Raw genomic sequence first — 16,434 nt, 5'->3', positions numbered from 1 at the left:
TCATGAACCTATCAGCTCGTGACGTACAGCCCGGCGACATCCTCGCCGACAAGTATCGCGTCGAGCGGATCCTCGGCAAAGGCGGCATGGGCGTCGTCGTCGCCGCCTTGCACCTCGATCTGCACGAGAAACGCGCGATCAAGCTGATGCTCCCCAATCAGCTCGGCAATGCCGTCGCCGTCGAGCGGTTCCTCCGCGAGGCGAGGGCCACGGTGCGTCTGCGGAGCGAGCACATCACGCAGGTCTACGACGTCGGACGTCTCGACTCCGGCGCGCCGTTCATCGTCATGGAGCTGCTCCGCGGTCTCGACCTCGCGCAGCTCCTCCGCAAAACCGGGCCGCTGCCGACCGACCTCGCCGCGCTCTACGTCTTCCAGGCGTGCAAGGCCCTCGCCGAGGCCCACGCCGCGGGCATCGTGCACCGGGACATCAAGCCCTCGAACCTGTTCTTGACGACCCGCCCGGATGGTTCGCCATGCATCAAGGTGGTCGATTTCGGCATTTCGAAGCAGCTCCCCCTTCCAGGCGTCGAGGCGGTGGACGTGACCGGCGCCAACGACATCATGGGCTCGCTGCTCTACATGTCCCCCGAGCAGATGCGCTCGTCGAAAAACGTCGACGGACGCACCGATGTCTGGGCCCTCGGCGCCGTCCTCTACAAGCTCGTCACGAACCAGGTGCCCTTCGAGGCCTCGAATCACGTGGAGATCTTCGCCACGGTCCTCGACGGGACTCCCTGCGAGCCGCCGGGAAAGTACAGGCTCGACCTCGAGCCCGGCCTCGAAGAGGTGATCCTCCGCTGCCTCGAGCACGACATGACCACGCGTATGCCGAGCATGGTCGAGCTCATGAGCGAGCTCGCGCCGTATTTGCCCGGCAACGCCAAGGTCGCCGAGGACCCGGACGACGACGCGCCCACGCTGCACAGGGCGTTCCTGCCCAAACGAGAGAGCCCCACGGCACGAGCAGAGGTCCCATCGCAGCCATGGGGGCGTCCGACGGATCTCCGCAACCTGAAACACACGATTCCGATCGTGAGCGCGCAAGCCGTTCGCGCGGCGCTGCCGGCGCTCCCGCCAGGGTCCGACGATATCGACGAGTTTCCTTATCTGCCAAAGCCCCTCGTGGCGCAGAAGGTCCCCTCGATCACGACGCCGCTGCCGATCGCGCCGTCGTGGCCCTGGCCGCCGGCCGCGTCGCCGCGAGCCAAGATGGATTCGCCTCCCGGAAGCGAGCTCGTCCGCGTCCCGTCCTCCATGCCGCCGCCAACCGCGTGGGAAAAGTTCCCTTCGTCCTTTCCGCCGCCGTCGCCAGCCGAGCCCGATTCGCGGCTCTGCGCCCCCACGATGACGTCGGAGCGGGACAGCCCGGGCCCGATGCCTCTGTTTCATCCCGCGACGAAGCCCGCGGACAACGAACGATCGCGGCTGCGCGTGGCAGGTGTGATGGCAGCTTCCGGCGCCGTCATGCTGATCGGAGCAACGGCGCTCGTCGGAGCGCTCTGGGTATGGCTGGGCAAAGTCGCGTCGCCGCAAGAGCCCACGGGCCCTGCGACGACCGCATCGCCGGTCCCGCCAAAAGCGCCCACCTCGGCCGCCCCTCCGAACCCGACCCCAGCCCCAGTTTCGACAGCATCGGCGTCCGCGCCGGAGGCATCGACGTCGCCCTCCGCGACGCCTCCCTCGATTGCATCCACGACCCGACCGCCGTCGTCGCCCGGAAAAACGTCCGCGCCCGCGCCGAGGTCCGCGCCCACGCCTGTCGCCACGGGCGTGATCTCCAAACCCCCGAAGAACCGCAAAGGCAGTGTCAACGACCCGTTTGGCGGGGTCCCCTTTTAGGAGAGCTCCCATGCATCGCGCGCGTGCCCTGACGCTCGTCCTGCCCTTCTACCTGGCGACGACATCGCAGGCCTTTGCCACACCGCCTCTGGCGAAGCCGGTCGTCCGGCATCCGGATCGCGACGGAACGCAGGGGGGATTGCCTCTGGCCAAAGAGCTGCTCCTGCGAGGACGCCAGCACATGTCGAAGAAGCAATATCGTTCGGCATGTCCCCTCCTGGAGGAGAGTCTCCGGCTCGATCCCGCCACTTCGTCGAAGTTCGTGCTCGCGAAGTGTCATTATCGGATGGACCGGCACGCGCGTGCCTTCGAGCTGCTCGAGGACATCCAGAGGACGGCGAAAGACCCGGCCGAGGTGAAGCTCGCGCGAGACATCGCAGCCGGCATCACGCCGACCATCGGCAAGCTGATCGTGTCGTTGCCCCCGCCGAGCATGCGCCCCGAGGGGCTCGAGCTCCACCTCGACGGCGCTCGGCTGGACACGCCCTCGGGGCAAGGTTCGGAGCCGGTGACGAAGGCGCTGGACATCGGGGAGCACATCGTGCTCGCGACAGCACCCCGCAAGGTGCCCTGGCGGCAATCGTTTCTCGTGACCTCCCACGACAAACCCATCACGATTCACGTGCCGGAGCTCGTGGATGAATTGCCTCCGCCACCCGCGCCCATGAAGGAAATCGTCGCCAGGACGAGCCCCTGGGTTCTTCCGCTCGCGACCCTGGGGGTGCTCGGCCTCGCGGCGGGCGCCGGCGTGGGCCTCGTGGGCCTGGAGAACGAGCCGCAGCGCCCAGATCTGTTCGTTCCGATGGGGGGGTTTCTTTTCCTCGGCGGCGCGGCCATGGCAGGGGCGCTCGTGTTGTGGCACGGCACGTCGAAATCGACGAACACATCCACCGCGGCGACAATCCCCCTTCAGTTCGTCCCGATCGTGGGCCCCGGCAGCACGTTTGGGGCCCTTCGAGGGCGTTTTTGAACGGGAACGTGGGCGCCGAAATTCACACGCCCGGCGCCGGCGGCTGACTGCCCGATCGCCGCTCCGCCTTCTGCACGACCCACGAAGCCGGGACCTCCAGGATCTCGTGCGGCAAGAGCCCCGGCACCGGCACGAGCGTCGTGCCCGCCGCCGCCCCGACCCGCTCGGCCACGTCCGCTCCGACCTCGACGACCGCACCCTCGCCCGCGAAGACCGGAAGCACGACGAGTGTCGCCGCACGGCCCTCGGGAGGCGCCGGCTCGCGGTGAACCTGGGCAAGGTCGGAGATCGCCGAGAGGAGCTCGTACCGGCCGAGGAGGCCGAGGCGCGTGAGAATGCGAGGACGCGGGGAGGCGAGGAGGCCCGCGACCAGGTGCGCGGAAGCGAGGCGCATGAGCTCGACGAGCCGCGCCCACGCCGGTCCCTCCGGGCCCCGCGCATCCGCTTCGAGCGCAGGCGCGAGGCCGCCGCGGAGTTTTTTCTGGGCCGCAACGACCTCCGCGGCAGAGATGAGCAAGCTGTCGAGCGGATGGACCACGCCGCCGACACGCCGCGCGACCGCGGACGTGACGCGTTCGGCATTGGGCGCGCCACGGTGGCCAGCGTCCAGGGCCTCGCCCCGCCAAAGGAGGACACGGAATGCACCGTCGCGCGAGGCGCGCTCGAGCTCCTCGTCGAAGACCCGCGTGGCCGTCGCGCCCACGACGTCGCCCTTCGGTCGCTCGCCGCGCGGCGGGCGCCGAGAAGGCGCGGAGGCGGCGGGAGAAGCGGGCGCGGCAGCGGGTGTCGCGCCGGAGGCCGAGCCGGATCCGCCGGAGCTCGAGCTGCCGAGCTCGGTCGACCCGACGCCGAGCGTACGCTCGTTCGGCACGAAGGCGTCGCCGACGAAGCGAAGACCAATGGAGGCGGCAAGACGCTCGCGGGCGGCGGGATCGTCGGGGAGGCGCGCGCCGTCGGGGTACCGGGCGCGGACGCGGCGCTCGAGCTCGGCCATCGGGACACGACCCGCAAGGGCCGCGGCGCTGAGGACGATCGCGCGCTCCGCAGGCAGGCCGGCCGGGTAGAGCTCGCCACGGGCGGAGATCCTGGCGCGGGTGGCAGTCGCCGCGGCGAGGCCGACGAGCGCACGATCGGGGAGCGCCGCAGCTTGCTCGGCGGAGCGAGGGCCGAGGCCTTCCGCGCGGATCATCTCGCGCAGGCGGGCCGCAGCGGCGGCCTCGGCGACGACGCTGCCTCCTTCGACGAGGGCGTCGGCCTCGCGGCCGAGGCGGTCGGCGAGGTCGAAGCCTGAGCGGTCCCTGGCCACGAGCATCGGAGCCGGTGCGCCCTGGGACGCGCGGCGGAGTTTTAGGCGCGCGCCCTCGGGGCCGCCGAGGAGGTGGGCGTCGAGCTCGGTGACGGCACGGACGAGGGCCTCGGCCGCGTGCCGAGTGGCCTCCAGCGAGAGATCCGGCTCGGGGGGGAGGACCTCCAGGACGGCGGCCGCGGCGCGGTCGAGGGGCACGACGGAGGCGCTCGCCGCGAGGGTCGCATCGACGGCGGAGAAGACACGTTCGAGGACGGCGAGCTCGCGGGGCTTGGGCGCGGTCGTCGACGCTCGGGGGCTCCGCTCGGACGAGCCGAGCTCTGCCCCCGAACCCCCGGGGCCGGTCCAGCGTTCTCGCGCCTTGCCGATGTCGATGGAGACGGCCGCGCGTGTGATGCCCGAGGCGCGCGCGAGGTCGACCATGCTGCCGTGCCTCGGAAACCCTTCGAGCTCCTCGAGCCCGAGGTACTGCCGGACGCGCCTGCGCGAGACGCCGCCCTTGGCCCCGCCGCTCGGCGCCACGAGCTCCACGGCCGCGCCCAGCGTCGAGGGCGGGCGCGCCGCATCGAGCAGCTCTTCGAGCCACGTCGTGAGGTCCTTGAGCCCCTCGCGCGCCCCCTCCTTGCGCGCCCCCGTGACGAGGTTCTTCACCTGCGCCTGGGGCGCCGAGGCGACCGCGATGGAGTCCGCAAGCCCCGCCTCGACGAGGCGCCGCGCGAGCGGACGGCTCAAGCGCCCCGCCTCGGCCACCTCGTCGACGCTGCGGCGCGCGCCGCCAAACCCCCGGAAGAACGGGGGCGGCGCGTCGGTCGCGCTGATTTCGAGGTGCTTGCGGACGATGTCGGCCAGCTCGACGAGCGAACGCGCCGTCCTCGCGCCCACGCCACGGACGCCGCCGATGCGGTTGCTCGAGAGCTGGGCGAGCTCGTGGAGCGTGTAGATCCCCATCCGATCGAGCGCGTTGCGTTGCCGGGTGGAGAGGGGCAGATCCCCGACGCGCGCCTCCGGGCCGAGGCCCTTGAGCTCGGCAAGGCCGATCCGGGGCTCGTCGACGGCGTGGCCTTCCTGCTCCGGGACCTTGTGGAGCGCGCGAATGAAGGCGTCGCGCATGTCGTCGGCCGTGGGGAAGCGCTCGCGTGCCGAGAAGCGAAAGGCCCGTTCGAGGAACGGGAGGAGGCCGTCGCGCACGTCGGCGTCGATGCGGTCGGATTCGATCCGCACGGCGACGGCGCCGGGGTCGGACGCGGGCGCGGGGGCCGGGCGAACGCCGGTGAACATCTCGTGGAGGGTGATGGCCGCGGCCCAGCGATCCGCGGCGTCGTCCCAGCGGCCCCGCGCGGCGAGCTCGGGGTCCTTGTAGGCCGGGGTGCCGACGCCGAGGTCCTCGGCGGGACGCGAGGAGAGCGAGAAATCGAAGAGCAGGAGGCGCTTTTTGCCCTTCTCGAAGCCGGTGGTGAGGCCGATGTTGGCGGGCTTGATGTCGCGGTGCTGGACGCCGGCCTCTTCGAGACTGCGGAGCGCGGTGAGCAGGTCGTCACCCCAGCGGCGCGCGTAATCGAGCGAGAGGGCGCCCTCGGCGCGGAGCTCGTCGGCAAGCGTGCGGTCGCCGGCGAGCTGCACGAGGAGGCAGGTGCGACCGGCGAGGGTGCGCCGATCGATGAAGTGCGCGATGCGATCGACGCCGGCCATGCGGCGGAGTTTTTCGAGGACCTCGGCCTCGTGCGCGATGCGCTCGTCGTGTGCGTCCGAGAGCGGCACCTTGAGCGCGACCTCGCCCTCGCGCGGGTGGTCGATCTTGAAGACGCGCGCCGTGGCGCCGCTGCCGAGCTCGCCGAGCACACGCAAATCGCCGCCGAGGGTGTCGCCCTTGACGGCGTCGAGCGGGTCGATCTCGCGCTCGGTGTGCTCGGGGGCGGGCGCGGAGACGACGGGCGCCTCGGGCGTGGTCAGGGCCTCTTCGAGGCGATCGATGAAGTCGAGCGGCGTCGGGAGGCCACGGACACGCTCGGTCGGCTCGATGGACGTGGCTTCCCAGAGAACGGCATCGACGCTGTCGCGGACGCCGGGCGGGAAGAGATCGTCGCGCACGGCGGAGATCAAGAGCCCCGCGTCCCGCGCGAGCCGTTGCGTGAGCTCGACCGTCGTGGCGGCGGGTTTTGCCTCGGCGAGCAGGAAGTACGCGAGCGCGCCGAGGGAAAACATGTCGCTCGCGGGCGTGGGCCGCACGCCGCGCGCGACTTCGGGCGCCTCGTACAGGCTCGCGGAGGCGCCCGCGAGGCGGGTGAAGAGGCGTGTGCCCTCGCTCGTGGGTTCGCCGGACGCGGCGAGCGCAAAGCGGGTGAGCTTGACTTCGAGGGGGCCATGCTCGCCCGCGCGATGCGGCGCCGCGCGATGAACGAGCACGGCTTCGGGCGAGAGCGCACCGTGAACGACGTCGGCGCGGTGGCAGAAAGCGAGCGCGTCGGCGACACGACGGAGGATCGCGAGCTTGTCGTTGATGTCGAGGTTCGAGCGGCCCTCGTCGCCGCGGTGCTGCTTGAGGAAGACGTCGAGCGTCTTGCCGGGGAAGCCGCGGAAGACGATCGCCGGGCCGAGAGGTCCCTTGGGATCGAGCTGTTCGAGCGCGAGGATGTCGGGGTGATCGCCGAGGTGCAGGAGCACGTCGGCCTCACGCTTCACGCGGCGTTCGAGGGCGTCGACGAAGGCACGATCGCTCTTCGGCGTGAGATAGGAGCGGACGCGGCAGCGCGGGCCGACGCCGTGGGGGACGGCCCAGTGATCCTGGTAATTGTCGCCCTCCTCGACGAGCTCGGCGAGGTCGAAACGACCGTCAAGGACAGTGAGGGATTTGTCGATCTTGCCAAGGCCGAACTCGCTCGCACCGAGGACGCGGCGAAGGAGCTTCAAGGTGTCCCGCGGGATGCTGCGGCCGCGGAGATCGTCGCGCGCGCCGGGAAACGAAGCCTGGCGGATGGCGTCGCCAATCTCGGACCGGCCGACGACGAGGTGTGAACGCGCGGCATCGTGAGAGCCGAGGTCCGTTCCGTCGGCGTGGGTGAGCCACACGAGCGGCTCGGCCCAGAGCCGATCCATGGCGTCGACGAGGTCACGGGGACCGAGGCGGCGCGCGACGCGACGCACACGATCCATGAAGGCCTTGGTCTTCGTTTCCAGCAGCGGCAGCGGGTGATCGACGACCTCGCGACCGCGCTCGCGGGAGTGCGTGACGAGGTGGCGCGCATCGCCCTCGATGACCTTGCCGCGCCAGGACTTGAGCTCGACGACGTAGAGGCAATGCGAGGTGAGCGCGACGGCGTCGACCTCGTAGCGTCTGCCATCGTCGGTCTGGAAGGAGAACAGCGCGACGGCGCCGTGGGGATCGTACGTGGGCAGCGCCGCGCGGAGCCATTCGAGCCCCTCGCGCTCGTGCCGGTGGGGGGTCGTGCCGATGACGTCGAAGCGCTGGAACGTGCTCATGGCCGATCCTCGCTAGTCGGCGGCGATGTCGATCACGTCCGCCGCGCCGAGCACCGCCGCGAGCGCCTGCGCGGACGCGCGCTCGCTCGTGCTCGCATCCGGCGAGAGGACGAGGAGATCCGCGCGCGCCACGTTCAGCCGTCGTTTCTCGCGGGTCGCCCAGGCGGAAGGCGTCTCCTCGGGCTCACGTCGCAGATCGGCGAGGAGCGGCACGCCCGCCTCGCGGCCAAGCGCGCACGTGACGCCGAGCACCTGTCGCGCCGCAGGATCCGCGCTCACGAGGATGCCCTGCGACCGCATGGAGAGGCGCTCGCCACGCAGGAACACGCGGGCCACCGCCGCAGCGGCGCGGCCTCCGGACACGAGGACATGGGTCGAAGGGGAGATCCGCGCGCGCAGGGCCTCCTCGGCGGCCCGCGTGTCCACCGCGAGTCCCCACGAATGCAGGACCTGCTCGAGGGCGTCCGCTGGGCTTTCGGGCGTGTTGCGGCCCGCGAAGAGGCCCTCGACGATCTTGTGCGGCGGCCGCTCGAAGCCGGTGCCCCAGGGGTCGTCATCGTACCAACCCGAGAGCCCGAACACGGGCCCCGGCGCAAACGCAGCCGGGTAGAGCATGGCGAAGTTGCGCAGGACGAGGTCGCAACGAACGACCGCGGGCAAGTCGTCGCCATACGCCTGCCAGGCCGCATCGGCGTCGGCATCGAGGACACGTGCGTCACTGTCGTGATCGAGCATCCGAGCCGTGGTGAGCGCAGCTCGGTAGAAGCACAGGGCCTGATCCTGGGAAGGTGCAACGTGCGGCATGCCGAGGGCGGGGAGGATAGGGCGGATCGGAGCGGCAGGGAAGAACCCGGTGGCGCGTCTCCCGCGCGCATCCACCCAGGTGTCGAGCGGCGCATTGGTGTCATCTGGGAGGCGCTGCGCTGGGGCGTTGCCCCAGGCCCCACCAGGGGTTGTCCACCCCTGGACCCGGACCAGCCAGGGGCTGGACCCGGGGTCGATGAACTGCGCGATGCGCAGTTCATCGAACAGGCCGAGGAACGACCCCTGCCAACCAAGACAGCCGCGCTGCCCTTTCGATCAGCAACGCTGTCTCTGGTCTTGCCACCGGCCTGTGGAAGAACTGCGCATCGCGCAGTTCTTCCCAAATGGTCCAGGGCTTGCCCTGGTTCGGGTCGAGGGGCGAACAGCCCCCGCGGGGTCCGGGGCGGCGCCCCGGCGCGGCGTCCACACGTGTCAGGTGGTGGTCCTGTGCCGGCACGGAGCCTGGCACGTGTGTCGGTCGTGATGGCTGTTCGGGTCGTGCAGATGACACATGTGGCAGCGGGTGGAGCCGTGCTCGTCGCTGCATGGACGCACGTGGCAGGCGCGTCCCGGCGCTCGGAGAGGACGACGGACACGTGTCACAGGTGCCGCGCGGGTAGGGCTCGGGGAGGTGACACCTGTGGAAGGTGGCGATCCCGGTCCGCGGCAGCGGACGCCACGCAGGACGGGCGCGCGGGGAGGGCGGGGAGGGCGGGTGACCGGTGTGGGGGCGGTGTTACGACACCTCTCCCTCGATGTAGCGTCTCAGCCCCTCCGCCACCGCCTCGAAGGCGACGCGGCAACGCGGACTGTCCCGCAGGTCCACGTGCATCGCCACCCAGGTGTCGAGCGGCAACGAGAGGTCCTTGGGCAGCACACGGATCAGGCGCGCGTCACGCCGGGCGAGCCCGACCTGGCAGATGCCGATGCCGTAGCCGGCGCGGATCGCGGCGAGCTGAGCAAGGTCGCTGTCGGCCCTCAGCGCGAAGGCGTCGCGCCGCAGCGGACCGAGCTCTTTTCGCAGGCCGCGGAGGAACGCCGTCTCGCGGTCGAACCCGATGATCGCGTGGCCGTTCATCAGCTCGCGAAGGCTACGCGGCGTACCGTGGCGGCCGAGGTAGTCCTCGTGCGCGTGCAACCCGAGCTCGATGGTGCCCACGCGGCGGGCCAAGAGCACGTCCTGGCTCGGACGCACCATGCGCACGGCGATGTCGGCCTCGCGCTTGAGCAGGTCTTCCACTCGGCTCGTGAGCGCGAGCTCGACCATCAGCCCGGGATGCTGCTCGCGCAGCGCTGCCAGGATCGGCGGTAGCACCTCGACGCCGACGACCTCGCTGGCCGTGATGCGCACGGTGCCGCGCACCCCGTCGCCTTGGCTTTGCGCCACGCGCAGCAGGGCCGCCGCGGTCGCGGCCAGGGTCTCGGCGTAGGGCTCGAGCGCGAGCGCTGCCTCGGTCGGCGCGAGGCCGAGCTGCGAGCGCGTGAACAAGGCCAGGCCGAGCGCCTGCTCCAGCGCTTCCACGTGCCGGCCCACCGTCGGCTGGGTCAGCCCGAGCGAGCGCGCCGCGCCGGACAAGCTGCCTTCCTTCAAGACGCCGAGAAACGAGCGATAGAGCTCCCAGCCGGGTTCCGCATCCGTCATACGAAAACGTATAGCTGATGCAATATCTTGTGCAATTTCAATTGCAGCAGTTCCGGCCCACACTGCCGTCACCGAAACCAAGGAGCAACGTGATGGCGAGCAAGAAGACGGTCCTCGTTCTGGGCGCAACCGGCGGCATCGGCGGCGAGGTGGCGCGGCAACTGCGCGACGCGGGGTGGACAGTGCGGGCGCTACATCGGGATTCGGCCCGCGTGGCGGCGCGGGCCGATGGTCTTTCATGGATGCAAGGCGACGCGATGTGCCGCGACGACGTGCGGAGGGCGGCGGAGGGCGCGTCGATCCTCGTGCACGCGGTCAACCCACCGGGCTACCGGAACTGGAGCGAGCTCGTGCTGCCGATGCTGGAGAGCAGCATCGCAGCCGCCCGCGCCGCCGGCGCGCGTATCGTGCTGCCAGGGACCATTTACAACTACGGGCCCGATGCCTTCCCGGTGCTCCACGAGGATTCGCCCCAGCACCCGCGCACGCGCAAGGGAGCGATTCGCGTCGAACTGGAGCGCCGCCTGCGCGCCGCCGCCGCCTCCGGCGTGCGCAGCCTGATCGTGCGCGCCGGCGACTTCTTCGGCCCGCGAGCAGGCAACAACTGGTTCTCGCAAGGCCTGATCAAGCCCGGTCAGCCTGTCAAAACGGTCAGCGATCCCGGCCGCCCCGGCGTCGGCCATCAATGGTCCTACCTGCCCGACGTGGCGAAGACGATGGTAGAACTCGTCGAGCGCGAGGAGGGGCTCGAGGATTTCGCGACGTTCCACATGGCCGGCCATTGGGACGAGGACGGCAGCCGCATGGTGAATACGATCCGCCGCGTGGTGGCCGGTGCGACGGGCGGCGCGGAGCCCAAGGTCCGCGCTTTCCCGTGGTGGGCGCTCGGGATCGCCGCGCCGTTCGTGCCGCTGTTCCGCGAGATGAAGGAGATGCGTTATCTGTGGCAGGAGCCGATCCGCATGGATAACCGGCGGCTCGTCGGGGTGCTCGGCAGCGAGCCGCACACGCCGCTGGAGGAGGCCGTGAGGACGACGCTGTCGGGGCTCGGTTGCATCGAGCCTTTGGAATGAATTGCGTCATGACCTTGACGAACGCTCCAGAGAGAATTGCGCCAACGGTGCACGACGTGACGTGAACCACTGCTCCACGGCGCCGAACACGGCGCGGACGCCGCTTTCGTTCTTGACGACGCGCGGAGGCGCGCTTCTGATCCGAGCTTCGCAGGTACCGCGAGCAGAGGAGCAATGGGAAGCACGCCGAATACACTCATGCTCGATTCGACCTTCGAGGCCATCGAGGAAATCACGTCGGACAACGATCACGTTTGGGTCCGGGCCCGGCGAAAGGACGACGGGACGCCCTGGATCCTCGAAATGACGGGCCGCGAGCTGCCGAGCTCGCGCGAGATTGCGCTCCTCCGTCACGAGCACGAGATCCTCGAAGAGCTCGCAGCGGTCCCCGGCGTCCTGCACAGCCAAGGCCTCGTGCGGGTCGGGCGACGCTGGGCGCTCGCATTCCCGTCTGTCGCGGGTCATCCGCTGCGTGACGCCCTCCGTCGAGGCCGGTTGTCTCTGAAAACGGCGATCCGGGTGGTCGTATCGGTGTGCGAGATCCTCGCCGCCGTCCACGAAAAAGGCGTCGTCCACAAGGACATCCATCCGGATCACATCCTCTACGATCCGACGACGGGCTCTGTGCATCTCTTCCATTTCGGGCTCGCGGGGCGCATCGGGGCGAAGCTCGCCGACGGGGTCGCGGCACAGTCGCTCGAAGGCACACTCGCCTATGTCTCGCCCGAGCAGACGGGGCGCACCGGGCGTCCCATCGGCCGCACGAGTGATCTGTATTCGCTCGGGGTCACGATGTACGAGCTCCTGACCGGAACGCTGCCGTTCACGAGCGCCGATCCCCTCCACCTCGTGCATAGCCATATCGCGCGGACCCCGACGCCGCCGCACGAGCTCGACACCGATATCCCCAAGGTGGTCTCGGCCATCGTTTCGAAGCTGCTCGCAAAGGAGGCCGACGCCCGTTACCAGAGCGCGTCCGGGCTCGCGGCCGACCTCGTCGAATGCTTGCTGGAGCTCGACGAGCGGGGCGAGATCCAGCCGTTCCCGCTCGGCCAGCACGATCGGCGCCGCACCTGGACCGGGGCCCAGCGGCTCTACGGGCGCGCGCGCGAGATCGAGGCCTTGCGCGAGGCGTTCGGGCGGGCGAGCCGCAAAGGCGCCGAGCTCGTGCTCGTGGCGGGATATGCGGGCATCGGCAAATCGGCGCTCGTGCAGGAGCTCTACCCGGAGGTCGCCCTCGCGCACGGCTATTTCGTCGCGGGAAAGTGCGACCAGTACAACCGCAATCAACCGTTCAGCGCGGTATCGCAGGCGCTCCGGGATCTCTTGCGCCAGGTGATGGCCGAGCGGCCCGCGGAGGTCGAAGCGCTCGGGCAGTCGCTCGCCGCCGTGCTCGGCGCGAATGCGGCCCTCGTGGTCCCGCTTTTGCCCGAGCTCGAGGGCATCCTCGGGCCGCAGCCGGCGGTCCTCGAGCTCGGGCCGTCCGAGTCGCAGAACCGCTTCGATCAGGTGCTGCAGGCGCTCCTCTCCGTCTTCTGCCGGCCCGAGCACCCGGTCTCCATCTTCCTCGACGATCTGCAATGGGCCGACGCGGCCTCCATTCGGCTGCTTCGGCTCTGGCTCACGGATCCGGGGCGCTCGCATCTGCTCCTCATGGGCGCGTATCGGGAGCAAGAGGTCGACGCGGCGCATCCGCTCAGGCAAACCCTCGACGCGCTCCGGCGCGACGGCGCCCGCGTGACCGAGATCCACCTCGGGTCGCTCTCCTCTGCGGACGTGACGTCGCTGCTCGCCGACGGGCTCGAATGCTCGCCCGACGCCGTTTCGAGACTCGCCGAGCACGTCACGCAAAAGACGCTCGGAAACCCGTTTTTCGTGAATCAGCTCGTGGTCGCCATGATCCACGACCAAGACCTCGCCTGGAACGAGGCCGCGGGGGCATGGCAATGGGACCTCGAGAAGATCAGCGCGCGGGGCGTGAGCGACGACGTGGCCGTGCTCGTGGCGGCCGAGCTCGGGCGCTTGCCGCGCGAGACCTTGCGCGTGCTCCGACTCGCGGCCTGCATCGGCCACCAGTTCGACCTCGGCGCGCTCTCGCTCGTGGCCGAGCTTTCGCCGGCCGAGCTCGCCGTCGCCCTCCGGAGCGCGGTGCAGGCGGGGTTCGTCCAGACGCTCGATTCCAGGGACACGAGCGCCCACGAGGAATCGCGGTACCGCTTCCTGCACGACCGCATTCAGCAGGGCGCATACCTGCTGATCCCCGCGTCGGACCGGCCGCGCACACATCTCGATATCGGCCGAGCGCTCCGCGGGCGCGGGGGGCTCGACGCGAAAGGAGCGCTCTTTTCGGTGGTCGGCCATCTGAACCGAGCGGCGACGCTCCTCGAATCGGCCGAGGAGAAGGTCGACCTCGCGCGGCTCGACCTCGCGGCCGGGCGGAATGCAAAAGCGTCGACGGCATATGCGTACGCCGTCGAGCTTCTGCGCGCGGGGCTCGGCCTTTTGCCGGAGGACGCGTGGGGGACGGAGTACACACTCACGCGAGATCTGCACGCGGAGTGCGCCGAGAGTGAGTACCTCGCGGGGCATTTCGACGCGGCCGAGGCGCTCTTCGCCGAATGCCTGCGGCGCGCGCAGGACGACGTCGAGCGCGCGGGCCTCGAGAGCGTCCGCCTCAAGCTGTATCAGGTCGCGGGGCGGTATGCGGAGGGCGTGACGCTCGCGACGGCAGCGCTGCGCAGGTTCGGCGTCGATTTGCCCGAGACGGCCGAGGACGCGAACGCGCAGATCGCGGGGGAGATCGAGCAAATCCATACTGGAATGGCGGGCCGCAGCATCGAGGATCTCCTCTCGGCGCCGCGCATGGTCGATCCGAGGGATCGCGCGGTGCTCACGTTGCTCGCCGATTGCGCGCCTTGTGCTTACATCGGCCGCCCGGCGCTTTTCCCGCTCGTCACGCTGCGCATGCTGAATTTCTCGCTCCGGCATGGCAACGCGGAGCCGTCCTGCTTCGCCTACAGCGTCTACGGCCTCATGCTCGTCGCGGTGTTCGGCGACACCCCGTCCGGCGTCCGTTTCTCGGAGATGTCGCTGCGCCTGAACGAGAAGATGGGCGACAAGAGGCTCCGCGGGACGCTCCTTCATCTGCACGGCGATCACATCCAGTTCTGGCAGCGCCACATGCGCGAGGACCTGCCCGTGCTGGAGAGCGCGTTCACGGCGTGCCAGGAGGTCGGCGACGCGGTGTATGCAGGGTTCCTCGCATTCGAGGCCCCCTGGCAGCATTACGAGATTGGTACGCCGCTGCCCGACCTCTTCCGCATTTGCGAGGGGTTCGTCACGTTCGCGAAGCGGACCAACAACCGGCCCATCGAGCTGACGATCAAGCTGGAAGAGCAATATTTCCGTGCGCTCATCGGATCCGACGTGACGTCGATGAGCCCCGCATTCGACGAGGCGAACGCCCTCGCACAGATCCACGCGGCGAGCTTCGGCTGCGGCATCGCATTCCACCACATCCTGCGGCTCTTTCAGCTCTACACGTTCGGCCGTCCCGCCGAGGCGCTCGCCGAGCTCGAGCACATCCGGCCCGTCCTCGGCGCGGTCATGGCCATGCCGATCGAGGCGACGCTCGCGCTTTACGTGGCGCTCGCGCACCTCGCGCTGGGAGGGGAAGAGCACCTCGAAGCCGCGCGCAAGGAGGAGGAGCGGCTCGCCGCATGGGCGACGCACGGCCGCGATAATTTCCGGCACAAATGGCTGCTCGTCCGCGCCGAGCGCGCGCGCGTCGAGGGGCGCCGAGAGGACGCGATCGCCCTTTTCGACGAGGCGATCGACGAGGCGCAGCGCGGCGCGTTCTTGCAATACGAGGCGCTCGGGCACGAGCTCGCGGCGGGTTGTCTCACGCAGCTCGGCTCGGGCCGCGCGGCGTCCGTGTACGTGGCCGAAGCCATCGACGCCTACGAGCGATGGGGGGCCAACGCCAAAGTCGCGGAGCTTCGGGCCCGGTTTGGCGAGGTCGCACGGTGGCAAAGGAGCTCGCAGCCCGCCGGCAGCCTGCGTTTCCCGAGCGACACAGGCGGGCTCGACATCCAGGCGCTCCTGCGCGCCTCCAGCGCCATTTCGAGTGAGCTCCACCTCGAACACGCCCTCGATCGCGTGATGCGCACGATCCTCGCCTGCGCGGGGGCGCAACGCGGCGCGCTGGTGCTCGAACGAGAGGGCGCGTTACGCCTCGAAGCCCTGGCGTCCCTCGAGCCCGACGAGGTCCGCGTCAAGCTCGAGGCCCCGCTCGAAACGCGTAACGATTTGCCGCAATCCATCATCCGGTACACGGTGCGCCTCGGCGAGCTCTTGTTGCTCACGGATCCGGCAATCGATCCACGGTTTTGCGACGACCCCTACCTCCGCCGCCGCGCGCCTCGTTCGCTTCTTTGTCTCGTGCTGAAGCAACGCGGCCGCCGGTTCGGCGTGCTCGTGCTCGAACATTTCGAGGCCCGCGACGCATTCCCCGCGGAGCGCGCGGAGCTCGTCCAGATCCTGAGCGCGCAGGCAGCCGGCGCCCTCGAAAATGCGTTGCTTTACGCAACGCTGGAGGACAAGACGCGTGAGCTCGCCGCGCACGGAAAACTGCTCGCGCGCGAGGTCGAGGAGCGTACCGCAGAGCTCCGCGCAGCCAATGCGCGCACGGTGGAGCAGGCGGAGGTCTTGCGCGCGCAAAGCGAGCGGCTCGAACGCGAGCTCGCAGAGCGCGCCGAGGCCGAGCGGGCCCGCGAGGCGCTGCATCTGAAGATCCTGCGCGCCCAGGAAGACCGGCTCGCGGAGCTGTCAACGCCGCTCATTCCGCTGACGAAAGGTGTGCTCGTCATGCCAATCATCGGGAGCGTGGATGCGGCGCGCGCCCAGCAGATCCTGGAAGCCGCGCTGGCCGGCGCGCACGCGTCCTCCGCGCGCCTGGTGCTCCTCGATCTGACGGGGCTGCGCTGCGTCGACGCGTCTGTGGTGAGCACGGTCGTGGAGACGGCGCGCGCGCTCGCATTGCTCGGCACCGAGACAGTGCTCACGGGGATCCGCGGCGAGGTCGCCAAGGTGCTCGTCGGACTCGACGCAGATTTCCGCGGCATCACGACGCGCTCGTCGCTCGAAAGCGGCATCGAGCACGCATTGCGACGCACGGGCGCGACGTTCGGGCGCTGAATCCCCGAGCGGAGAGCGCGAGGAAACCGCCGCGCCGGGGCGCTGCCCCGGACCCCGCGGGGGCTGTTCGCCCCTCGACCCGAACCAGGGCAAGCCCTGGACCATTTGTGGAAGAACTGCGCGAT

The 16,434-nt window shown here is 70.0% G+C and carries 7 protein-coding genes; 4 read left to right on the top strand and 3 right to left on the bottom strand.

Annotation, left to right across the window (positions count from 1 at the left end; all coding sequences use genetic code 11):
* Positions 1–2: 2 nt before the first annotated feature.
* Both KEG57_RS48910 and KEG57_RS48905 read left to right on the top strand, forming a co-directional pair.
* Positions 3–1,841 (top strand): serine/threonine-protein kinase, encoded by a 1,839-nt coding sequence (locus KEG57_RS48910; protein WP_272424488.1) that lies wholly within the window; start codon positions 3–5, stop codon positions 1,839–1,841.
* A gap of 10 nt (positions 1,842–1,851) precedes the next feature.
* On the top strand, positions 1,852–2,811 hold the full coding sequence (locus tag KEG57_RS48905) for a tetratricopeptide repeat protein (protein ID WP_272424486.1): 960 nt from the start codon (positions 1,852–1,854) through the stop codon (positions 2,809–2,811).
* Positions 2,812–2,833: 22 nt separating this feature from the next.
* On the opposite strand, the gene KEG57_RS48900 is transcribed toward KEG57_RS48905, so the two are convergent.
* The 3 genes from KEG57_RS48900 to KEG57_RS48890 all read right to left on the bottom strand — a co-directional run bounded on the left by KEG57_RS48900 (position 2,834) and on the right by KEG57_RS48890 (position 10,040).
* Positions 2,834–7,594, bottom strand: a complete 4,761-nt coding sequence (locus tag KEG57_RS48900; protein ID WP_272424484.1) for a protein kinase domain-containing protein — start codon at positions 7,592–7,594, stop codon at positions 2,834–2,836.
* Between the two features lie 12 nt (positions 7,595–7,606).
* Complete coding sequence (locus KEG57_RS48895) at positions 7,607–8,398, bottom strand: hypothetical protein (protein ID WP_272424482.1); 792 nt, start codon at positions 8,396–8,398, stop codon at positions 7,607–7,609.
* Between the two features lie 736 nt (positions 8,399–9,134).
* Positions 9,135–10,040 (bottom strand): LysR family transcriptional regulator, encoded by a 906-nt coding sequence (locus KEG57_RS48890; protein WP_272424539.1) that lies wholly within the window; start codon positions 10,038–10,040, stop codon positions 9,135–9,137.
* Positions 10,041–10,132: 92 nt separating this feature from the next.
* Between KEG57_RS48890 and KEG57_RS48885 the strand changes: the two genes are divergently transcribed.
* Both KEG57_RS48885 and KEG57_RS48880 read left to right on the top strand, forming a co-directional pair.
* Positions 10,133–11,113, top strand: coding sequence for an SDR family oxidoreductase (locus KEG57_RS48885; protein WP_272424481.1), 981 nt, complete (start codon positions 10,133–10,135; stop codon positions 11,111–11,113).
* A gap of 174 nt (positions 11,114–11,287) precedes the next feature.
* Positions 11,288–16,309 carry an AAA family ATPase gene (locus KEG57_RS48880; RefSeq protein WP_272424480.1) on the top strand — a complete coding sequence of 1,674 codons (5,022 nt, stop codon included), beginning with the start codon at positions 11,288–11,290 and terminating at the stop codon, positions 16,307–16,309.
* Positions 16,310–16,434: the final 125 nt, after the last annotated feature.

It is taken from the genome of Polyangium jinanense (assembly GCF_028435365.1).
This window is presented reverse-complemented; position numbering and strand designations above follow the sequence as displayed.

Coding starts and splice junctions, on each gene's coding strand:
- KEG57_RS48910 (WP_272424488.1), top strand. CDS start 3: ATGAACCTATCAGCTCGTGACGTACAGCCCGGCGACATCCTCGCCGAC.
- KEG57_RS48905 (WP_272424486.1), top strand. CDS start 1,852: ATGCATCGCGCGCGTGCCCTGACGCTCGTCCTGCCCTTCTACCTGGCG.
- KEG57_RS48900 (WP_272424484.1), bottom strand. CDS start 7,594: ATGAGCACGTTCCAGCGCTTCGACGTCATCGGCACGACCCCCCACCGG.
- KEG57_RS48895 (WP_272424482.1), bottom strand. CDS start 8,398: ATGCCGCACGTTGCACCTTCCCAGGATCAGGCCCTGTGCTTCTACCGA.
- KEG57_RS48890 (WP_272424539.1), bottom strand. CDS start 10,040: ATGACGGATGCGGAACCCGGCTGGGAGCTCTATCGCTCGTTTCTCGGC.
- KEG57_RS48885 (WP_272424481.1), top strand. CDS start 10,133: ATGGCGAGCAAGAAGACGGTCCTCGTTCTGGGCGCAACCGGCGGCATC.
- KEG57_RS48880 (WP_272424480.1), top strand. CDS start 11,288: ATGGGAAGCACGCCGAATACACTCATGCTCGATTCGACCTTCGAGGCC.